The 20215-nt window shown below is 56.9% G+C and carries 16 protein-coding genes, 4 tRNA genes and 1 pseudogene; 17 read left to right on the top strand and 4 right to left on the bottom strand.

Annotation, left to right across the window (positions count from 1 at the left end; all coding sequences use genetic code 11):
- Window positions 1-30: 30 nt before the first annotated feature.
- The 17 genes and pseudogenes from trxA to ACI2JR_RS26075 form a co-directional block, all read left to right on the top strand.
- A pseudogene (trxA, locus tag ACI2JR_RS26155) lies at window positions 31-249 on the top strand (thioredoxin TrxA); the annotation flags it as partial.
- Window positions 250-582: 333 nt separating this feature from the next.
- On the top strand, window positions 583-1842 hold the full coding sequence (gene rho / locus ACI2JR_RS26150; RefSeq protein WP_002883293.1) for a transcription termination factor Rho: 1260 nt from the start codon (window positions 583-585) through the stop codon (window positions 1840-1842).
- Window positions 1843-2081: 239 nt separating this feature from the next.
- The gene (gene wecA, locus ACI2JR_RS26145; RefSeq protein ID WP_132731855.1) at window positions 2082-3185 is read left to right on the top strand and encodes a UDP-N-acetylglucosamine--undecaprenyl-phosphate N-acetylglucosaminephosphotransferase; all 1104 of its coding nucleotides are present in this window, start codon (window positions 2082-2084) and stop codon (window positions 3183-3185) included.
- A gap of 13 nt (window positions 3186-3198) precedes the next feature.
- Window positions 3199-4245 carry an ECA polysaccharide chain length modulation protein gene (wzzE, locus tag ACI2JR_RS26140; RefSeq protein WP_132731856.1) on the top strand — a complete coding sequence of 349 codons (1047 nt, stop codon included), beginning with the start codon at window positions 3199-3201 and terminating at the stop codon, window positions 4243-4245.
- Window positions 4246-4301: 56 nt separating this feature from the next.
- Complete coding sequence (gene wecB, locus ACI2JR_RS26135; RefSeq protein WP_462479849.1) at window positions 4302-5432, top strand: non-hydrolyzing UDP-N-acetylglucosamine 2-epimerase; 1131 nt, start codon at window positions 4302-4304, stop codon at window positions 5430-5432.
- Window positions 5429-6691 carry a UDP-N-acetyl-D-mannosamine dehydrogenase gene (gene wecC, locus ACI2JR_RS26130; RefSeq protein WP_462479848.1) on the top strand — a complete coding sequence of 421 codons (1263 nt, stop codon included), beginning with the start codon at window positions 5429-5431 and terminating at the stop codon, window positions 6689-6691. Before wecB ends, wecC begins: the two co-directional genes overlap by 4 nt.
- Before the next feature lie 78 nt (window positions 6692-6769).
- Window positions 6770-7444 (top strand): dTDP-4-amino-4,6-dideoxy-D-galactose acyltransferase, encoded by a 675-nt coding sequence (gene rffC, locus ACI2JR_RS26125; protein ID WP_132731859.1) that lies wholly within the window; start codon window positions 6770-6772, stop codon window positions 7442-7444.
- A 4-nt stretch (window positions 7445-7448) separates the two neighbouring features.
- Window positions 7449-8579: a dTDP-4-amino-4,6-dideoxygalactose transaminase gene (gene rffA / locus ACI2JR_RS26120; RefSeq protein ID WP_462479850.1), complete on the top strand. Its 1131-nt coding sequence runs from the start codon at window positions 7449-7451 to the stop codon at window positions 8577-8579.
- Between the two features lies 1 nt (window position 8580).
- The gene (gene wzxE / locus ACI2JR_RS26115) at window positions 8581-9831 is read left to right on the top strand and encodes a lipid III flippase WzxE (RefSeq protein ID WP_462479847.1); all 1251 of its coding nucleotides are present in this window, start codon (window positions 8581-8583) and stop codon (window positions 9829-9831) included.
- Complete coding sequence (locus ACI2JR_RS26110) at window positions 9828-10907, top strand: TDP-N-acetylfucosamine:lipid II N-acetylfucosaminyltransferase (RefSeq protein WP_462479846.1); 1080 nt, start codon at window positions 9828-9830, stop codon at window positions 10905-10907. Before wzxE ends, ACI2JR_RS26110 begins: the two co-directional genes overlap by 4 nt.
- The gene (gene wzyE / locus ACI2JR_RS26105; protein WP_132731862.1) at window positions 10904-12250 is read left to right on the top strand and encodes an ECA oligosaccharide polymerase; all 1347 of its coding nucleotides are present in this window, start codon (window positions 10904-10906) and stop codon (window positions 12248-12250) included. Before ACI2JR_RS26110 ends, wzyE begins: the two co-directional genes overlap by 4 nt.
- An 11-nt stretch (window positions 12251-12261) precedes the next feature.
- A complete protein-coding gene (gene wecG / locus ACI2JR_RS26100; protein WP_132731863.1) occupies window positions 12262-13002 on the top strand; it encodes a lipopolysaccharide N-acetylmannosaminouronosyltransferase in 741 nt (246 codons plus the stop codon).
- Between the two features lie 341 nt (window positions 13003-13343).
- The gene (locus tag ACI2JR_RS26095; RefSeq protein ID WP_462479845.1) at window positions 13344-14729 is read left to right on the top strand and encodes an amino acid permease; all 1386 of its coding nucleotides are present in this window, start codon (window positions 13344-13346) and stop codon (window positions 14727-14729) included.
- A gap of 102 nt (window positions 14730-14831) precedes the next feature.
- A tRNA-Arg gene (locus tag ACI2JR_RS26090) sits at window positions 14832-14908 on the top strand.
- Between the two features lie 67 nt (window positions 14909-14975).
- A tRNA-His gene (locus ACI2JR_RS26085) sits at window positions 14976-15051 on the top strand.
- A gap of 22 nt (window positions 15052-15073) precedes the next feature.
- Window positions 15074-15160 (top strand) — tRNA-Leu (locus ACI2JR_RS26080).
- A gap of 42 nt (window positions 15161-15202) precedes the next feature.
- Window positions 15203-15279: transfer RNA gene (locus ACI2JR_RS26075), tRNA-Pro, on the top strand.
- 548 nt (window positions 15280-15827) lie between these two features.
- Here ACI2JR_RS26075 and hemY read toward each other — a convergent pair.
- Genes hemY through hemC form a run of 4 tightly spaced genes read right to left on the bottom strand, consistent with a single transcriptional unit; the run spans window position 15828 to window position 19909 of the window.
- Window positions 15828-17024, bottom strand: coding sequence for a protoheme IX biogenesis protein HemY (hemY, locus tag ACI2JR_RS26070; protein WP_132731865.1), 1197 nt, complete (start codon window positions 17022-17024; stop codon window positions 15828-15830).
- A 3-nt stretch (window positions 17025-17027) separates the two neighbouring features.
- Window positions 17028-18209 (bottom strand): uroporphyrinogen-III C-methyltransferase, encoded by a 1182-nt coding sequence (hemX, locus tag ACI2JR_RS26065; RefSeq protein WP_132731866.1) that lies wholly within the window; start codon window positions 18207-18209, stop codon window positions 17028-17030.
- 21 nt (window positions 18210-18230) lie between these two features.
- Entirely contained in the window at window positions 18231-18971 is a 741-nt protein-coding gene (gene hemD / locus ACI2JR_RS26060; RefSeq protein WP_132731867.1) for a uroporphyrinogen-III synthase, read from the bottom strand.
- Entirely contained in the window at window positions 18968-19909 is a 942-nt protein-coding gene (gene hemC, locus ACI2JR_RS26055; protein ID WP_132731868.1) for a hydroxymethylbilane synthase, read from the bottom strand. Before hemC ends, hemD begins: the two co-directional genes overlap by 4 nt.
- Window positions 19910-20215 lie beyond the last annotated feature (306 nt).

The following is a 20215-nucleotide window of genomic DNA, read 5'->3' as shown; positions in this document are numbered from 1 at the left end:
TTCTGTGCTGAGTGGTGAGGTGTGTGGATTATGTTCGGACCGATTCTGGATGAGATCGCTGAGGAGTATCAGGGCAAACTGACCGTTGCTAAACTGAACATCGATCAGAACCCGGGTACTGCGCCGAAATATGGCATTCGCGGCATCCCGACGCTGCTGCTGTTTAAGAACGGCGAAGTGGCGGCAACTAAGGTTGGCGCGCTGTCTAAAGGCCAGCTGAAAGATTTCCTCGACGCCAACCTGGCGTAAGCGGTTTGCCATTCCGGCGTCCGGATTCCTATTTTTAGCGGAACTCTGGACGCCCGGCGAGAGTCGTGCTAAGTTAACTTCAGACTTCGTTTTAAACATACCTTATTGTTTGAATCTTGTTTTACCCGAAGCGTCCCGCAGAAAATGCGCGAGAAGCTACAAATTCCGGGCTTATCACTCATTCCGTTTTGTCGTTCCAGCTCTGCGTTCTTTCCTGTGACCAGGCAACGTACAGGCACGAGATGAAGGCCGTTAACAGGCATGGAAGTTCCTGCCATACCATTCACAACATTAAGTTCGAGTTCTACCCCGAGTTTAAGAACCCACACCATTATGAATCTTACCGAATTAAAGAATACGCCGGTTTCTGAGCTGATTACTCTCGGCGAAAATATGGGGCTGGAAAACCTGGCCCGTATGCGTAAGCAGGATATTATTTTTGCCATCCTCAAGCAGCATTCGAAGAGTGGCGAAGATATCTTTGGCGATGGCGTACTGGAGATACTGCAGGATGGATTTGGTTTCCTCCGCTCCGCAGACAGCTCCTACCTCGCCGGTCCCGATGACATCTACGTATCCCCAAGCCAAATCCGCCGTTTCAACCTCCGCACTGGCGACACCATTTCCGGTAAGATTCGTCCTCCGAAAGAGGGTGAGCGTTACTTTGCGCTGTTGAAAGTTAACGAAGTTAACTACGATAAGCCGGAAAACGCGCGTAATAAGATCCTGTTCGAGAACTTAACGCCGCTGCACGCAAACTCACGTCTGCGTATGGAGCGTGGTAACGGTTCTACCGAAGACTTAACCGCGCGTGTCCTCGATTTGGCTTCGCCGATCGGCCGCGGCCAGCGTGGTCTGATTGTTGCTCCGCCGAAAGCGGGTAAAACCATGCTGCTGCAGAATATTGCGCAGAGCATCGCTTACAACCATCCTGACTGCGTGCTGATGGTGCTGCTGATCGACGAACGTCCGGAAGAAGTGACCGAGATGCAGCGTCTGGTGAAAGGCGAAGTGGTTGCTTCCACCTTCGACGAACCGGCATCCCGTCACGTTCAGGTTGCCGAGATGGTCATCGAGAAGGCGAAACGTCTGGTTGAGCACAAGAAAGACGTTATCATTCTGCTCGACTCCATTACCCGTCTGGCGCGTGCTTACAACACCGTGGTTCCGGCCTCCGGTAAAGTACTGACCGGTGGTGTGGACGCCAACGCCCTGCATCGTCCGAAGCGTTTCTTCGGTGCCGCACGTAACGTTGAAGAGGGCGGTAGCCTGACCATCATCGCTACGGCGCTGATCGATACCGGCTCCAAAATGGATGAGGTTATCTACGAAGAGTTTAAAGGCACCGGTAACATGGAGCTGCACCTCTCGCGTAAGATTGCTGAAAAACGCGTCTTCCCGGCTATCGATTACAACCGTTCCGGTACCCGTAAAGAAGAGCTGCTGACCACTCAGGAAGAGCTGCAGAAGATGTGGATCCTGCGTAAAATCATCCATCCGATGGGTGAAATCGACGCCATGGAGTTCCTCATCAACAAACTGGCTATGACCAAAACTAACGATGACTTCTTCGATATGATGAAGCGCTCGTAAGTTAAAAAAGCCAAAAAACGCCACGCGATTGCGTGGCGTTTTGTTTTGGGGGTTTGTATGATCCAGAAAGGGAAAGCGGAGCGGGTGTTATCGTATGATTAGTGCACCACTCCAGGCAGAAACAACTTTAACAGACTAAAATCTATACAATAAATTTGTAATGTTCTGCTTTAACCCTTCAGGAGTTGAGACATCGTCGTTATACTTCCCGGATTAACCATGCTGAGAGCATATGTGTTGTGAATTTACTCACTGCTATTACTGAAATAATCAGTATTTTCTTATTCACCACCCTTTTTATATTTGTTGCTCGTAAAGCAGCAAAAAAAGTCGGGCTAGTGGATAAACCTAACTATCGAAAACGGCATCAAGGCCTGGTTCCGTTAGTGGGTGGCATCTCAGTTTACGCTGGCATTTGTTTTACTTTTGCCATCGCCGATTATTACATTCCCCATGCAACGCTATACCTGGCGTGCGCCGGGATCCTCGTCCTGGTCGGTGCGCTGGACGACCGGTTTGATATCAGTGTAAAAATTCGCGCGGTTATTCAGGCCGCGATTGCCGTGGTGATGATGACGGCAGGAAACCTGCATCTGAGCAGCCTGGGCTTTATTTTTGGCTCGTGGGAGCTGGTTCTCGGTCCCTTTGGCTTCTTCCTCACCCTCTTCGCCGTTTGGGCGGCGATCAACGCCTTTAATATGGTGGATGGCATCGACGGCCTGCTGGGCGGTCTGTCATCGGTCTCGTTTGCGGCAACCGGCATTATTCTGTGGTTTGACGGTCAGTACAGCCTGGCAATGTGGTGTTTTGCGATGATTGCCGCCATTCTGCCCTATATTTTACTTAACCTTGGCGCGCTTGGCCGTCGCTATAAAGTCTTTATGGGCGACGCCGGCAGTACCATGATTGGCTTCACCATCATCTGGATTCTGCTGGAGACGACCCAGGGTAAAACCCATCCTATTAGCCCGGTTACCGCGCTGTGGATTATTGCTATTCCGTTGATGGATATGGTGGCGATTATGTATCGCCGCCTGCGTAAAGGTATGAGTCCGTTCTCTCCGGACCGCCAGCACATTCATCATTTGATCATGCGTGCCGGTTTTACTTCCCGGCAGGCCTTTGTCCTGATCACCCTGGCGGCCGCGCTACTGGCGATGGTCGGTGTGGTGGCGGAATATACCCGTATCGTTCCTGAATGGGTGATGTTAGTACTCTTTTTGTTGGCCTTTTTCCTTTATGGCTACTGTATTAAACGCGCATGGAAAGTGGCGCGACTGGTTAAGCGCATCAGACGCAGAATTCGGCGACACAGCGGCAATAATCCAAAATTAACCAAGTAGAACTGGGGACGTGATGACTCAACCATTACCGGGAGCACAAGCAGTGAACGTTGAGAATGAGCTGGATATTCGCGGGCTGTTTCGCGCCTTATGGGCAGGAAAAATCTGGATAGCCGGAATGGCCGTACTATTCGCGCTGATCGTTCTGGTTTACGCTTTCTTTGCTCGTCAGGAGTGGAGCGCGACGGCGATTACCGATCGCCCCACCGTGAATATGCTTGGCGGTTACTACTCTCAACAGCAGTTCTTACGCAATCTGGATATTAAAGCCAACCTGGTGCCGGTCGATCAGCCCTCGGCGATGGATGAAGCCTATAAAGAGTTCATCATGCAGCAGGCTTCCTGGGATACCCGCCGCGATTTTTGGCTGCAGACTGACTATTACAAACAGCGTCAGTCGGGTAACGCCCGCGCGGACGCCGCGCTGCTGGATGAGCTGATTAACAATATTCAGTTTATGCCCGGCGACCCGGCCAAGAGTATTAACGACAGCGTGAAGCTGACGGCGGAAACGGCGCCAGATGCCAATAATTTACTGCGCCAGTATGTGGCTTTCGCCAGCCAGCGGGCGGCAGGGCATCTGAATGATGAGCTGAAGGGCGCCTGGGCGGCACGTACCGTACAGATGAAAGCGCAGGTGAAGCGTCAGGAAGAGGTGGCGCGCGAAATTTTCAACCGGCGTACCCACAGCGTGGAAGAGGCGTTGAAAATCGCTCAGCAGCACAACATTTCTCGTAGCGAAACGGATATCCCGGCAGACCAGCTTCCCGATTCCGAACTGTTCTTACTCGGCAGGCCGATGCTGCAGGCGCGGCTGGAAAATCTGCAGGCGGTTGGGCCGGAATACGATCTCGACTATGACCAGAGCCGTGCCATGTTGAATACGCTGAACGTCGGGCCGACATTAGACCCGCGTTTTCAGACCTACCGGTATTTGCGTACGCCGGAAGAACCTGTAAAACGCGATAGCCCGCGGCGGGTGTTTCTGATGGTGATGTGGGGGATTGTGGGCGCGCTCATCGGCGCAGGCGTCGCATTATCGCGTCGTCGGGTCCAGTGAATGCGGCCTGTGATGAAGGACATACGGGCTTCATCACCTAATCGAAGAGAATCGATGTGAAAGTACTAACGGTATTTGGCACGAGACCCGAAGCCATCAAAATGGCGCCTCTGGTTCATGCGCTGGCAAAGGATCCTCACTTTGAGGCGAAAGTGTGCGTAACCGCCCAGCATCGGGAGATGCTCGACCAGGTGTTGAAACTTTTTTCCATTGTTCCGGATTACGACCTCAACATTATGCAGCCAGGACAGGGGCTGACGGAGATTACCTGCCGTATCCTCGAGGGGCTGAAACCGGTTCTGGAGTCGTTTAAGCCGGACGTCGTGCTGGTGCATGGCGATACCACGACGACGATGGCCGCGAGCCTGGCCGCTTTCTACCAGCGGATCCCGGTAGGGCACGTTGAGGCGGGGCTGCGGACCGGCGATCTGAGCTCGCCGTGGCCGGAAGAGGGCAACCGTACGCTAACCGGGCACCTGGCCACGTATCATTTTGCGCCGACGGAAACCTCACGGCAGAACCTGTTGCGGGAGAGCATCGCGGACGGCCATATCGTGGTCACCGGCAACACGGTGATCGATGCCTTGTTCTGGGTTCGCGATCGGGTGCTGGGTGATGAGCTCCTGCGCAATACCCTCCTGCAGCGTTATCCGTTCCTGGCGGCCGGAAAGAAGATGATTCTGGTCACCGGCCATCGCCGGGAGAGCTTCGGCCGCGGGTTTGAGCAAATCTGCCATGCGCTGGCGACAATCGCCGCCGATCATCCCGCGGTGCAAATTGTTTATCCGGTGCACCTGAACCCGAACGTCAGCGAGCCGGTGAACCGTATTCTTGGCCACGTTGATAACGTGATGCTGATTGAGCCGCAGGATTACCTGCCGTTTGTCTGGCTGATGGATCGCGCATGGCTGATTCTCACCGACTCCGGCGGCATTCAGGAAGAAGCGCCATCGCTCGGAAAGCCGGTGCTGGTGATGCGTGAAATGACCGAGCGCCCGGAGGCGGTCGCCGCAGGCACCGTACGGCTGGTGGGTACCGACACCCAGTGTATCGTCGCTGAAGTTACGCATTTGCTGGAGGATGATGCCGCGTATCAGGCGATGAGCCGGGCGCATAATCCTTACGGCGATGGTCAGGCATGTCGCCGTATTTTGTCCGCACTTAAAAATAATCAGGTAACGCTATGAGTTTTTCTACCATTTCGGTGATTGGCCTTGGATATATTGGCCTGCCAACCGCTGCCGCGTTCGCCTCCCGGCAAAAGCGGGTGGTCGGCGTTGATATCAATCAACATGCCGTGGAGACCATTAACCGTGGCGAGATTCATATCGTGGAGCCGGATCTGGCGAGCGTCGTCAAAGAGGCGGTCGAACAGGGTTATTTAAGTGCCACTACCGCGCCGGTCGCTGCCGATGCGTATCTGATCGCGGTACCAACGCCGTTTAAAGACCAGCATGAGCCGGATATGGTCTTCGTAGAGTCCGCGGCAAAATCCATTGCGCCGGTGCTGCAGAAAGGGGCGCTGGTGATTCTGGAGTCCACGTCGCCGGTGGGCGCCACGGAGCAAATGGCCGCCTGGTTAGCGGAAATGCGCCCGGATCTGAGCTTCCCGCAGCAGGCGGGCGAAGCGGCGGACGTGAATATCGCCTATTGCCCGGAGCGCGTGCTGCCGGGCCAGGTGATGGTCGAGCTGATTAAAAACGACCGCGTTATCGGCGGTATGTCGCCGGTGTGTTCTGCCCGCGCCAGCGAGCTGTATAAGATTTTCCTCGAGGGCGAATGCGTGGTGACCAACTCCCGCACCGCGGAGATGTGTAAGCTGACCGAAAACAGCTTCCGCGACGTCAATATCGCGTTTGCTAACGAACTGTCGCTGATCTGCGCCGAGCAGGGAATTAACGTCTGGGAGCTGATTCGCCTGGCGAATCGCCATCCGCGCGTGAACATTCTGCAGCCGGGCCCGGGGGTCGGTGGCCACTGTATCGCGGTCGATCCGTGGTTCATCGTGGCGCAAAACCCGCAGCAGGCGCGGCTGATTCGTACCGCCCGCGAAGTTAACGACCATAAGCCCGACTGGGTGATCGACCAGGTCAAGGCGCGGGTGGCGGATTGCCTTGCGACCAGCAACAAACGCGCCAGCGAGCTGAAAATTGCCTGCTTTGGCCTGGCCTTTAAACCGAATATCGACGATTTGCGCGAAAGCCCGGCGATGTCGATCGCCATGCAAATTGCCCGCTGGCACAGCGGCGACACGCTGGTGGTAGAGCCCAATATTCATCAACTGCCACAGAAACTGGCTGGTTTATGTTCACTGGCTCTGCTGGATGATGCTTTGGCGAGTGCCGACGTGCTGGTGATGCTGGTAGACCATAACGAGTTTAAAGCCATCAGCGGCGCCAGCGTGACGCAGGAATTTATTGTCGACACCAAAGGGGTGTGGCGATGAGTACGCTTCTGGTCACCGGCGAGGGCCTGGATTTTATGCCAGGCTCTGGCTATAACGCCTCTCTCCGGGATCCCTCCCGTGTTCGTCCGCGCCAGTATTGAATCCCTGGAATGGGAGAATCACTTCTTTGGCATTGATAGCGCGATTGTGCGCTTTCGCGATGATGCCCCGCCGCTGACCGCTCAGGCGTTGGCCGGCTGGTCGCGTCTGCAGGCGAAGATTGCGGCGGAAGATAGCGAACGGCTGGATGCGCTACAGCAGCTGGGGTTCCAGCTGGTGGAAGGCGAAGTCGATCTGGCGCTGCCGGTTGGCGTTCCTGATGATGCGGGAAGCGAAGTGGCGACGGCGGCGGATATTCCGCGCCTGCGCGAGCTGGCGGCGCAGGCCTTTGCGCAGAGCCGCTTTCGCGCGCCCTGGTACCCGTCGGACGCCAGCGGCCGTTTTTACGCCCGGTGGGTTGAAAACGCGGTGCTGGGGACGTTCGATAACCAGTGCCTGATTTTTCGCGCCGCTGATGGCGATATTCGCGCGTTTGTTTCACTGCGTCAGCTCAATACGACGGAAGCCCGAATTGGCCTGTTAGCCGGTCGCGGCGCGGGCGCGGAACTGATGCAGGCGGCGCGGCATTGGGCCGGGCTGCGCCAGCTTTCTACACTGCGGGTGGCAACCCAGATGGGCAACACCGCCGCGCTTAAACGTTATATTCTCAGCGGTGCCAATGTGGAAAACACCGCGTACTGGTTATACAGGTGACATGATGATTCCATTTAACGCGCCGCCGGTGGTGGGAACCGAGCTTGATTATATGCAATCCGCGATGAGCAGCGGCAAGCTGTGCGGCGACGGCGGCTTTACTCGCCGCTGTCAGCAGTGGATGGAGCAGCGTTTCGGCACGGCAAAAGCGCTGCTGACCCCTTCCTGTACCGCCTCGCTGGAGATGGCGGCGCTGCTGCTGAATATCCAGCCGGGTGACGAAGTGATTATGCCGAGCTATACCTTCGTCTCCACCGCCAACGCCTTTGTGCTGCGCGGGGCAAAAATCGTCTTTGTGGATATTCGTCGCGATACGATGAATATCGATGAAACGCTGATTGAAGCCGCGATTAGCGAAAAAACCCGGGCAATTGTGCCGGTCCACTATGCCGGCGTTGCCTGCGAGATGGATACTATTATGGCCCTCGCCAGCAAGTACAACCTGTTTGTGGTGGAAGATGCCGCCCAGGGCGTGATGTCGACCTACAAAGGGCGAGCGCTGGGCACTATCGGGCATATCGGCTGCTTTAGCTTCCATGAGACCAAAAACTATACCGCGGGCGGCGAAGGCGGGGCGACGCTGATCAACGATCGCGCGCTGATTGAACGCGCGGAAATTATCCGCGAGAAGGGCACCAACCGCAGCCAGTTCTTCCGGGGCCTGGTGGATAAATACACCTGGCGCGATATCGGTTCCAGCTATCTGATGTCTGACCTGCAGGCCGCCTATCTGTGGGCGCAGCTGGAAGCCGCGGATCAAATTAACCAGCAGCGGCTGGCGCTGTGGCAGCGCTATTACGATGCGCTGCTGCCGCTGGCCCGCGCCGGACGCATCGAGCTGCCGACCCTTCCTGCTGACTGCGGGCATAACGCGCATATGTTTTACATTAAGCTGCGCGATATCGACGATCGCAGCCGGCTGATCGCCTGGTTGAAAGAGGCGGAAATCCTCGCGGTGTTCCACTATATTCCGCTGCATAGCTGCCCGGCGGGTGAGAACTTCGGTGAGTTCCGCGGGGAGGACCGTTATACCACTCTGGAAAGCGAGCGCCTGCTGCGTCTGCCGCTGTTCTACAACCTGTCGTCGACTAACCAGCGAACGGTGATTAACTCGCTGTTGAGCTATTTCTCCTGATATGTCGCTGGCTAAAGCTTCATTGTGGACCGCCGCGTCCACGCTGGTCAAAATCGCCGCCGGGCTGCTGGTGGTGAAACTGCTGGCGGTGTCTTTTGGACCGGCGGGCGTGGGCCAGGCCGGTAACTTTCGCCAGCTGGTCACCGTCCTCGGCGTGCTGGCGGGCGCGGGTATTTTCAACGGCGTCACCAAACTGGTGGCGCAGCACCATGACGATCGCCAGCAGCTGAATAAAGTGGTCGGGACCTCCTCAGCGATGGTTCTCGGCTTCTCAACGCTGCTGGCGCTGGTGTTCCTGCTGGCGGCGGCCCCCATCAGCCAGGGGCTGTTTGGTCACACGGATTACCAGGGGCTGGTGCGCCTCGTGGCGCTGGTACAGATGGGCATTGCCTGGGCCAACCTGCTGCTGGCGCTGATGAAAGGTTTTCGCGATGCGGCGGGGAATGCCCTGTCGCTGATCGCCGGCAGTCTGATTGGCGTCGTGGCCTACTATGCCTGCTACCGCGTGGCGGGCTATCAGGGGGCGCTGCTGGGGCTGGCGCTGGTGCCGGCGCTGGTCGTGGTGCCGGCGGCGATTGTATTATGGCGGCGGGGGACTATCCCACTAAGCGCGCTGCGGCCGCGCTGGGACAATGGCCTGGCGGGGCAGCTTAGCAAGTTTACCCTGATGGCGTTGATTACCTCGGTGACGCTGCCGGTCGCTTATGTGATGATGCGTAACCTGCTGGCGGAGCATTATGGCTGGGAGGCGGTAGGGATCTGGCAAGGGGTCAGCAGTATTTCCGATGCCTATCTGCAGTTTATCACCGCCTCGTTCAGCGTGTACCTGCTGCCTACGCTGTCGCGTTTGACTGCCAAAGCGGATATCACCAGCGAGATCGGCAAGTCATTAAAATTTGTTCTCCCGGCGGTGGCCGCGGCGAGCTTCACCGTCTGGCTGCTGCGCGACTTTGCCATCTGGCTGCTGTTTTCTGAGCGCTTTACGGCCATGCGCGATCTGTTTGCCTGGCAGCTGGTCGGCGATGTGCTGAAGGTGGGCGCCTATGTTTACGGTTATCTGGTGATCGCTAAAGCGTCGCTGCGCTTTTATATTCTGACAGAAATCAGCCAGTTCACGCTGCTGACCGTATTCTCGCACTGGCTCATCCCGGCGCACGGCGCAACTGGCGCGGCGCAGGCGTATATGGCTACGTATATTGTTTATTTCGCCCTCTGTAGTGGCGTGTTTTTACTCTGGCGTAAACGGGCATGACAGCACTGATACATGTACTGGGATCGGATATCCCCCACCATAACCAGACCGTTTTGCGGTTCTTTAATGATGAACTGGCCGCCGGCGACGAGCAGGCGCGGAAATTTATGGTCGTTGGTGATGCAACGGGCGTCCGCGAAGCGTACCCGGGGTTGTCTATCACCTGTTATCCCGGTAAAAAATCGCTGGCGCAGGCGGTCATTGCGCTGGCAAAAGCCGATCGTCGTCAGCACTTTTTCTTCCACGGTCAGTTTAATACCGGGCTGTGGCTGGCGCTGCTGGGTGGAGGAATTCGTCCTGCCCAGTTTAACTGGCACATCTGGGGGGCCGATCTGTATGAGAATTCGTCCAGCCTGAAATTTCGTTTATTCTATCCCCTGCGCCGCCTGGCTCAGGGGCGGGTCGGGCGCGTTTTTGCCACCCGCGGCGATCTGAGCTGGTTTGCCCGTCGTCATCCGCGCGTGCCCGGAGCGCTGCTCTATTTCCCGACGCGGATGGATCCGGCGCTGAATTCGCTGGCCGATAGCGCGCCGCACGCTGAGACGCTGACGATTCTGGTGGGGAACTCCGGCGACCGCAGCAATGAACATATTGCGGCGCTGCGGGCGATTCATCAGCAGTTCGGCGATACGGTAAACGTGATCGTCCCGATGGGCTATCCGGCAAACAATGCCGACTATATCCACGAAGTCCGGGAGGCGGGCGCGGCATTATTCCGTGCTGAACGTTTACAGATACTCGGCGATCGACTCGCGTTTGATGAGTATCTGGCTCTGCTGCGCCGCTGCGATCTGGGCTACTTCCTGTTTGCCCGCCAGCAGGGGATCGGTACATTGTGCTTGTTGATTCAGGCGGGGATCCCCTGCGTACTGAATCGGGAAAATCCGTTCTGGCAGGATATGGCGGAGCAGGATATTCCGGTGCTGTTTACCGGCGATACGCTGGATGTCGCCGTCGTTCGCGAGGCGCAACGCCAGCTGGCTGGCGTTGATAAGAACCAGATTGCCTTCTTCCGGCCGAATTACCTGGCGGGCTGGCAGCGGGCATTGCGGATTGCTGCGGGGGTGAGCGTATGACATTAATGCAATTTTGCGGGCTGCTGGTGGTCTGGCTGCTGTCGACGCTGTTTATCGCCACCGTGACTTACTTTGAGTTTCGCCGCGTGCGTTTTAACTTCAACGTCTTCTTCTCGTTGTTGTTTTTGCTGACTTTCTTCTTTGGCTTCCCGCTGACCAGCATCCTGGTGTTCCGCTTTGATGTCAGCGTCGCCCCGCCGGAAGTACTGCTGCAAACTCTGCTGGTGTCGGTCTGTTTCTACGCGGTGTATTACGTGACCTATAAAACGCGCCTGCGTTCGGCTACGCACGACAGCCGGCGCCGTCCGCTATTTACCATGAACCGGGTGGAGACCAACCTGGCATGGGTGATTTTGCTGGGCGTCGCGCTGCTGTGCGTCGGGATTTTCTTTGCCCATAATGGCTTCCTGCTGTTCAGACTCAACTCCTATAGCCAGATCTTCTCCAGTGAAGTCTCCGGCGTGGCGTTGAAGCGATTTTTCTATTTCTTTATCCCGGCGATGCTGGTGGTCTATTTCCTGCGCCAGGATTATAAGGCGTGGATATTCTTCCTGATCAGCACCGTGGCGTTTGGCCTGCTGACCTATGCCATCGTCGGCGGTACCCGCGCGAACATTATTATCGCTTTCGCCATCTTCTTGTTTATCGGCATTATTCGCGGCTGGATCAGCCTGTGGATGCTGGCGGCGGCTGGCGTACTTGGCATCGTCGGGATGTTCTGGCTGGCGCTTAAACGCTACGGCATGAACGTCAGCGGCGATGAGGCGTTTTATACCTTCCTCTATCTGACCCGCGATACCTTTTCGCCGTGGGAGAATCTGGCGCTGCTGTTGCAGAACTACGACAAGATCGCGTTCCAGGGGCTGGCGCCGATGATCCGGGATTTCTACGTCTTTATCCCCAGCTGGATGTGGCACGGCAGGCCGTCAATGGTGCTCAATACCGCGAACTACTTTACCTGGGAAGTGCTGAATAATCACTCCGGCCTGGCGATCTCGCCGACGCTGATTGGTTCGCTGGTGGTGATGGGCGGCGTCTGGTTCGTCCCGCTGGGCGCGGTGGCGGTCGGGCTGATTATTAAATGGTTCGACTGGCTGTATGAGCTTGGCAACCGGGAGAGTAATCGCTATAAAGCGGCCATTCTGCATAGCTTCTGTTTTGGCGCTATCTTCAACATGATAGTGCTGGCACGCGAGGGGCTGGATTCCTTTGGCTCCCGCGTGGTGTTTTTCCTCGTGATCTTTGGTATCTGCTTGCTGGCGGCGAAATTGCTGTACTGGTTCCTGGATAGCGTGGGACTGATTCATAAGCGGAGCAAACCGCTTTCGCAACCTCAGGTCTGATAAGGATGGACATGACTGGGACTACTTCTGCGCCGTTGTATCTGTTGAGAGGATTACAACTCATTGGCTGGCGCAACATGCAGCATGCTCTGGATTATCTGTACGCTGACGGTGCTATCCGTCAGGGAACGCTGGTCGCGATTAACGCCGAGAAGATGCTGGCGGTAGAGGACGACCCGGAGGTGCGGGCGTTGATTGAGGCTGCGGAGTTTAAATACGCCGATGGCATCAGCGTCGTGCGCTCATTGCGCAAAAAATATCCTCAGGCGCAGGTGTCGCGCGTGGCGGGAGCCGATTTATGGGAAGCGCTGATGGAACGCGCGGGTGCCCAGGGGACGCCGGTCTTTCTGGTGGGCGGCAAGCCGGAGGTGCTGGCACAGACCGTATCCCAGCTGCGGGCACGCTGGAAGGTCAATATTGTCGGGAGCCAGGACGGCTATTTCGCCGCTGGCCAGCGCCAGGCGCTGTTCGAGCGTATCCGCGATAGCGGGGCGCAAATCGTCACCGTGGCGATGGGATCGCCGCGTCAGGAGATTCTGATGCGCGATTGCCGGGCGGTCTATCCGCAGGCGCTGTATATGGGCGTGGGAGGCACCTACGACGTATTTACCGGCCATGTTCACCGGGCGCCAAAATTCTGGCAAAACCTGGGGCTGGAATGGTTCTATCGTTTGGTATCCCAGCCGAGCCGGATTAAAAGACAGATCCGCCTGCTGCGATATTTACGTTGGTATTACACCGGTCAGCTCTGATATTCCGCTGCTAATTGGCCAGTTTGCGTACATATTCTGTCTAATACCTTAATTTTCCTGATACTTTATTTGCCATTTGCGCAAAATTCATTAACCATTCGCATGCTTAATGCGCGGCGGGCGGTCTTTGCCGTCGCGCAGGCAAGGCCATTTCCTTTCATTAATTCATAAAAATAACCGGTATATGCACAAGACCCTTCGGGAGACGGCGAGGGAGTCAATCTGCCATTACCCAGCGGCATACATCACTGTGCGGTTGGCGTGTGCGGAGCGAACCAGCAGGCAGATCGCCTGAAGGATGCGGAGTAAAAACCGGAGGCAGGGCAAACACAAGAGGCTATATGACAGAGAAAAAAGCGGAACTCCAGCGCGGGCTGGAGGCCAGGCACATTGAACTGATCGCCCTTGGCGGTACGATTGGCGTCGGTTTATTTATGGGGGCGGCCAGTACGCTGAAGTGGGCCGGTCCTTCCGTCCTGCTGGCGTATATTATCGCCGGCTTATTTGTGTTCTTCATCATGCGTTCGATGGGCGAAATGTTGTTCCTCGAACCGGTAACCGGCTCGTTCGCCGTTTACGCACACCGCTACATGAGTCCGTTCTTCGGCTACCTGACCGCCTGGTCATACTGGTTTATGTGGATGGCGGTCGGGATTTCGGAGATTACGGCCATCGGGGTGTACGTGCAGTTCTGGTTCCCGGAGATGGCGCAGTGGATACCGGCGCTGATTGCCGTTGGGCTGGTGGCGCTGGCGAACCTGGCCGCGGTACGCCTGTATGGTGAGATCGAATTCTGGTTCGCGATGATTAAAGTCACCACCATTATCGTGATGATTGTCGTCGGGCTGGGCGTGATTTTCTTTGGTTTTGGTAACGGCGGGCACGCTATCGGCTTCGACAACCTGACCGAGCACGGTGGTTTCTTCGCCGGCGGCTGGAAGGGCTTTCTGACGGCGCTGTGCATTGTGGTGGCGTCCTATCAGGGCGTGGAGCTGATCGGGATTACCGCCGGCGAGGCGAAGAACCCGCAGGTTACCCTGCGTAGCGCGGTCGGTAAGGTGCTGTGGCGCATTCTGATTTTTTATGTCGGCGCCATTTTTGTGATTGTGACCATCTTCCCGTGGAATCAGATTGGCTCCGGCGGCAGTCCGTTCGTCCTGACCTTTGCCAAAATAGGGATCGCCGCCGCTGCCGGGATTATCAACTTCGTGGTGCTGACGGCGGCGCTTTCCGGTTGTAATAGCGGGATGTACAGCTGCGGACGGATGCTCTACGCGCTGGCGAAGAACCGCCAGCTGCCTGCGGCTATCGGCAAAGTGTCGCGCAACGGCGTACCGGCGGCGGGCGTTGGGTTGTCAATTCTGATTCTGCTGCTCGGCTCATGCCTGAACTATATTATTCCGAATCCACAGCGGGTATTCGTCTACGTCTACAGCGCCAGCGTGCTGCCGGGCATGGTGCCGTGGTTTGTGATCCTGATTAGCCAGCTGCGTTTTCGCCGCGCCCACCGGCAGGCGATGGCCAGCCATCCGTTCCGTTCGCTGCTGTTCCCGTGGACGAACTATTTGACGATGGCGTTTCTGGTTTGCGTGCTGATCGGCATGGGTTTTAACGACGATACCCGTATGTCGCTGTTCGTCGGGACTCTTTTCCTGGCCGGGGTCACGCTTATTTATCGGGTTTTTGGCCTTGGTCGGCAGGGGAATATCGACAAAACGGCGGAATAAACGCCAAAATGCGCAAAGCGTGAGCAAACAGAAATTTTATTTAAAAAGGCACTAGACAGCGGGGGGGGAAGTCCGTATTATCCGACCCCGCAACGGCGCTAAGCGCCCGTAGCTCAGCTGGATAGAGCGCTGCCCTCCGGAGGCAGAGGTCTCAGGTTCGAATCCTGTCGGGCGCACCATTTAACCCGGTGCTTGAGCTGCGGTGGACTGGGAATTTTACAGTGCCGCGTGAAAAGATTTGTAGTGGTGGCTATAGCTCAGTTGGTAGAGCCCTGGATTGTGATTCCAGTTGTCGTGGGTTCGAATCCCATTAGCCACCCCATTATTTGATAGAGTTGTGAATTGCGAAGGTGGCGGAATTGGTAGACGCGCTAGCTTCAGGTGTTAGTGTTCTTACGGACGTGGGGGTTCAAGTCCCCCCCCTCGCACCACGACTTTAACGAATTGAACTAAAAATTCAAAAAGCAGTACATCGGCGAGTAGCGCAGCTTGGTAGCGCAACTGGTTTGGGACCAGTGGGTCGGAGGTTCGAATCCTCTCTCGCCGACCAATTTTGAACCCCGCTTCGGCGGGGTTTTTTGTTTTCTTCCGTGCCAAATCTTTCTCATATCCCCATGATCTTGCAAACAAAAACCTCATATGCCTCCGGTATGCACCGCGGTAGTTTGTTGGGCAGAAAACTCCCAATTCACCCTGCGGACAGATGCAATTTCCCCAGAACCTGTGCGATAATAAACGGGTAGATGCTCATTCCATCTCTTATGTTCGCCTTCGGCCTCATAAACCCAGGAATGATGCAGAGCCGTTTACGGTGCTTATCGTCCACTGACAGATGTCGCGTTTATACGCACGATCTTCACGCTGCTTCAAAGCAGCTTGAGAGATACAGCGTATCGTCTCATCAAACACCATGGACATAACGTTGAGTGAAGCACCCAATTTGTTGTCAAACAGACCTGTTTTAACGCCTGCCCTGGTTTCAGTGCAGGCGTTTTTTTATTTCAGGGGTCAATGAAACGAACAGGGACGGCGGGGGAAAAGGGCGGCTGGGAAACGCGCTATCGCCCTGAAGAGAGGCGATAGCGGCAGGCAAGCGGGCTACTGCTGCGGATTGTTCTGCAGGGTCAACAGCAGGCCATCACGGCGCATGGCGGCGGCCTCTTCCGGTTGATGCATCCGGTCAAGGGTATCGGCCAGCCACGCATAATCAAATGCATCCGGGCGCTGCTTCAGCGCGGCGCGGAACGCGATGCTGGCTTCCTGCCATTCGCCGTGGCGCATCAGAGATTGCCCCAGCGTGCTCCACAGCAAGGGGCGATCGCCAACGGATTTGATCTGCTGACGCAGCACTTTTTCCAGCTGCTCTGGGTTATTGGTCTTCAGGCGCGGGATGAGCATCACCAGGCGGTCGTCATACTGCTTCTTCAGACCGTCGATAATAATTTGCTGCGCGGTATCGTGATCGTCGCTTTCGATGAGCAGGTTGGCCATCGCCACCTGCAGCGATACCTGCGCGCGGGTTTTGCGGTTTTGACCTTTCCACCATTCGCGGAGCCCTTCGCTGCCCCGATCGGCCAGGGTTTTATCCATTAAACCAATCCACGCCTGCTGCTCCAACGCGGCGCGATGCGCGTCATCGCTGACGTTGGCTTTCGCCATCGACGGGATAATATCCAGCAGCGAATGCCATGCCCCGGTGCGGGTATAGGCCTGCTCGGCCAGACGCAGAACTTCCGGGTGCCGTGGGGTAATTTCCAGCAGCTTATCAACGCCGTGGCGCGCGGCCAGGTTTTCATTACGCGCCAGCTGCAGACGCACGCGGGCGATCTCTACCGGAATCAGATCGTCTCCGGCCAGTTCCGTGGCGCGTTCCAGATGTTGGTTTGCCCGCGCCTCATCACCACGCTGCTGGGCCGCTTCTGCCGCCAGCAGATAGTTCACCACCGGCTGTTCAGCATGATCGGCGTTCTTCGCCATCAGCTTCTCAACCTGCTGATAGTCGCCTTCCGCCAGCTTGAGTAGCGCCTGCTCGGTTTGTTTGCGCGCGCGGCGGCGCTTACGCCCGACGAACCAGCCGCGGGTATGGGCGCCGGTACGGAAAATACGCCGGAATAGCCATTCAATGGCAAACAGTACCACCATGGTAAGGATCATAATGATCGCCAGCCCGGTGACGCTGGTTTCGATATTGTAGTTATCGGTCTGGATCAGCACGTAGCCCTGATGCCCGGAGATAATGGGGCCGACGACGATCCCGGCGATCAACAGCGCGAAGAGTAAGAGAATTTTCAACATGCGTTACTCTCCTTGTGTCGCAGGTGCGGGCGCTGACGTCGCGGCTGCCGGAGCTGGCGTACTGCCCGGCGCGGCGGCAGGCTGCGCCATCAGATTGCGTACCCGCGTCTGCATCAGCTTCTCGAGGATCGCCTGGCTCTGCAGGTTGTCCGGCACGTTCATGGTGATGCTCTGCTGGCTCAGCTTATCAACGTCCTCAAGGAAGGCCTTGGTTGAGGCATCTTCGGTATCGTAATAGGCACGGACCCAGGTCGACACGTTATCCAGCGCCTGTTTGTAAGTCTCTTCCTGATGGCGCGGAACCGCCTGCGCTGCGACCAGCAGACGGGAACGAATATTTTCGCGCAGGTAGACATCCTGGTTTGGCGCCAGCAGCGGCACCGCCGTTTCGTCGCGGCGACGGACGGTAATAAAGCTGTCCATGAAGCTCTGCCAGCTTTTTTGCAGATTCACCCGCCACTCGCCGATAGAGCTGGACAGCTCTTCGCTATCGGAATCCATCGGGGAATCGTCATCGTTGTTGTCTGCGAGACGCAGATTATCGATCTGGTTAGCGAGCTGGTTTACCTTGAGGATAATACCGTCATAGTCGACCTGGCTGACCGCCGACAGGGAGGCGATATCGTCGGTGATCGCCCGGCGGGCGCTAATCAGGCTGGGGTCGTTCATATCGGCGAGGCTGGCATCGGCGCTTTTCAGCAGCGCCGCGGCGGTGGTGACGTCCTGATCGCTCCACAGCTTACGTCCGGCCGCTTTCACCAGGAAATCAGCCTGCGCCAGCAGCCAGGTTTTGGCATCGCTACCGGAAATGACGGCCACTTTTTGCTGGACTTCCTCCAGCTGCTTCGCCAGCGTTTCCTGCTGCTGCTTCGCCTCTGTCAGCTGGTCGGCCTGCTGTTTAATTATGCCTTCGAGTTCGGTTTTTTGGCTGTCCTGCGCTTTTTGCAGCTCCGCGACCCGATCGGCGAGCGTTGTACTGGTCTCGTTCTGCCGTGATACTTGCTGTTTATTCAAACCATACAGGCCGACGCCAGCGGCGAGGGCAATGGCGATCGCAACCGCGCTCAGAACGAGACTGGTTTTATTTGCGCCGTTTTTCTTTCCGCTATTCTCTGGCTGTGGCGCCTTGTCCACGGCCTCCCTGGTCTCTTCAACCACGGCGGATTGGTTTTGTTGTTCCGTCATTATGGCTTCCAATGTTGAGAGTTATTGTAATGCGCGTAGCAGCGCATCGTTGTCGGCGCTATCGGCAACCTGGATATCCTGCCAGCCCAGTTCCCGGGCCTGCTGGGCCAGGCGTTCACTGACAACTAAAATGCGACAGCGAAGGAGCCACCGTTCGCGATACCACTCCGGTATCAGCGCCCAAAGCTGTTGCAGCATCTCGCCGCTGGTGACGACCAGCGTGGTGACGCCGCGGGACTGCCAGCGCATTGCTTCTTCTGCGCCGTCGTAATGCCGGGCACTACGTTGATAGCATTCACAGAAAGTGACGTCGGCGCCGCGCTCGCGGAGCGTTGCGCCTAACAATTCCCGCCCGCCGTTGCCGCGAAGAAGAAGAGCCTTCTTCCCCGCAATGTTTTGTAATTCAGGTAATTGTAGCAAGACTTCGCTGATTTCCCGATCTAATGGGTAGCGAATATCCCTGGCGCTGACTTTATGCAGGGCCAGCGCGGTGGTGCGACCGATGGCGAAATAGCCGGGAGCCTGCGGCCAACGCTGGTTCAGCTGATGCAGGCGGGCGTGGGCAAACTCCACGGCGTGCTGTGAAAGGGCAAACAACAAATCGCCTGCGGATAAGGCCGCCAGCTGGCCGCTTAAGGCGTGCAGTCCGCGGCCGGGGGTAAATTCAATAAGTGGAAAGCTCCAGGCCACGCGTCCCAGCGCGCGCAGGCGGCTGACCAGCTCTTCGCCTTGCGGCAGCGGACGGGTGACCAGGATACTCATCGCGGCGCTTCTCCCGCATAGACGGCGGCGAGAATATCGCGGGCGCCGTTATCCAGCAGTTCTTCCGCCAGCGAGACGCCGAGGCGTTCGGCATCTTCCGCCAGGCCGCGTCGCTCGCCGTGTACTACCTGCGAGCCGTCGGGGGCGCCAACCAGCGCGCGCAGCCACAGCTCGCCGTTGACGAGCTCGGCGTAGCTGCCGATAGGCACCTGACAGCCGCCTTCAAGCCGGGTATTCATCGCCCGCTCCGCGCGTACGCGAATGGCCGTTTCCGCATGATTCAGCGGGGCTAACAGCGCCTGGGTCCATTGATCGTCAAGACGACATTCAATGCCGACCGCGCCCTGGCCAACGGCGGGCAGCGACTGCTCCGGCGTCAACGGCTGACGAATGCGCGCTTCGAGCCCGAGGCGTTTAAGGCCCGCGGCCGCGAGGATAATGGCGTCATACTCGCCGCTGTCGAGTTTCCCGAGACGAGTCCCCACGTTGCCGCGCAGCGAACGGATCACCAAATCCGGACGCCGGGCTGCCAGTTGGCACTGACGGCGTAAACTCGATGTGCCGACGATGCTGCCGTGCGGCAGCGCGTCGATGGAGGCGTAGTGATTGGACACGAAAGCATCGCGCGGATCTTCGCGCTCGCAAATCGTGACCAGCCCCAGTCCCGCGGGAAACTCGACCGGAACATCTTTCATGGAATGCACGGCGATATCCGCGCGGTCTTCCAGCATGGCCAGCTCTAACTCTTTGACAAACAAGCCCTTGCCACCCACTTTTGCCAGCGGGGTATCCAGGAGCACGTCGCCGCGAGTCACCATCGGCACCAGTTCGACCACCAGCCCAGGATGACAGGACTCAAGGCGTTCTTTCACATAATGCGCCTGCCATAGCGCAAGTGGGCTTTGCCGTGTGGCAATTCTCAAAACTTTGTCTAACATGCTTGTTACCGTCGTTGTCGACCACAAACTATCCTAACATTGTTGCCTTATGGATGTTAGTTTTGTGGGATTAGGGGCGCGGCTCTTTCTTTATTAACGTTTGGTGCCATCCCGGTTGCCACAACCGTAGTGAGGAATTTACACGCAGTAAACGGTGCTACACTTGTATGTAGCGCATCTTTCTTTACGGTCAATGAGCAAGGTGTTAGATTGATCACGTTTTAAACCATTTGTCCGTCAGCAGCTCATCACAACCACACCGACGACAAATGGTGACGGTTTTTGTTGAAATACTGAAACCCCCCG

This window comes from Klebsiella sp. NPDC088457, assembly GCF_044900465.1.
Lineage (GTDB): Bacteria > Pseudomonadota > Gammaproteobacteria > Enterobacterales > Enterobacteriaceae > Klebsiella.
This window is presented reverse-complemented; position numbering and strand designations above follow the sequence as displayed.

Coding starts and splice junctions, on each gene's coding strand:
- hemD (WP_132731867.1), bottom strand. CDS start 18,971: ATGAGTATCCTGGTCACCCGTCCGCTGCCGCAAGGCGAAGAGCTGGTC.
- wzyE (WP_132731862.1), top strand. CDS start 10,904: ATGACATTAATGCAATTTTGCGGGCTGCTGGTGGTCTGGCTGCTGTCG.
- wecC (WP_462479848.1), top strand. CDS start 5,429: ATGAGTTTTTCTACCATTTCGGTGATTGGCCTTGGATATATTGGCCTG.
- ACI2JR_RS26110 (WP_462479846.1), top strand. CDS start 9,828: ATGACAGCACTGATACATGTACTGGGATCGGATATCCCCCACCATAAC.
- hemY (WP_132731865.1), bottom strand. CDS start 17,024: ATGTTGAAAATTCTCTTACTCTTCGCGCTGTTGATCGCCGGGATCGTC.
- rffA (WP_462479850.1), top strand. CDS start 7,449: ATGATTCCATTTAACGCGCCGCCGGTGGTGGGAACCGAGCTTGATTAT.
- rho (WP_002883293.1), top strand. CDS start 583: ATGAATCTTACCGAATTAAAGAATACGCCGGTTTCTGAGCTGATTACT.
- hemX (WP_132731866.1), bottom strand. CDS start 18,209: ATGACGGAACAACAAAACCAATCCGCCGTGGTTGAAGAGACCAGGGAG.
- hemC (WP_132731868.1), bottom strand. CDS start 19,909: ATGTTAGACAAAGTTTTGAGAATTGCCACACGGCAAAGCCCACTTGCG.
- wzxE (WP_462479847.1), top strand. CDS start 8,581: ATGTCGCTGGCTAAAGCTTCATTGTGGACCGCCGCGTCCACGCTGGTC.
- ACI2JR_RS26095 (WP_462479845.1), top strand. CDS start 13,344: ATGACAGAGAAAAAAGCGGAACTCCAGCGCGGGCTGGAGGCCAGGCAC.
- wzzE (WP_132731856.1), top strand. CDS start 3,199: ATGACTCAACCATTACCGGGAGCACAAGCAGTGAACGTTGAGAATGAG.
- wecG (WP_132731863.1), top strand. CDS start 12,262: ATGACTGGGACTACTTCTGCGCCGTTGTATCTGTTGAGAGGATTACAA.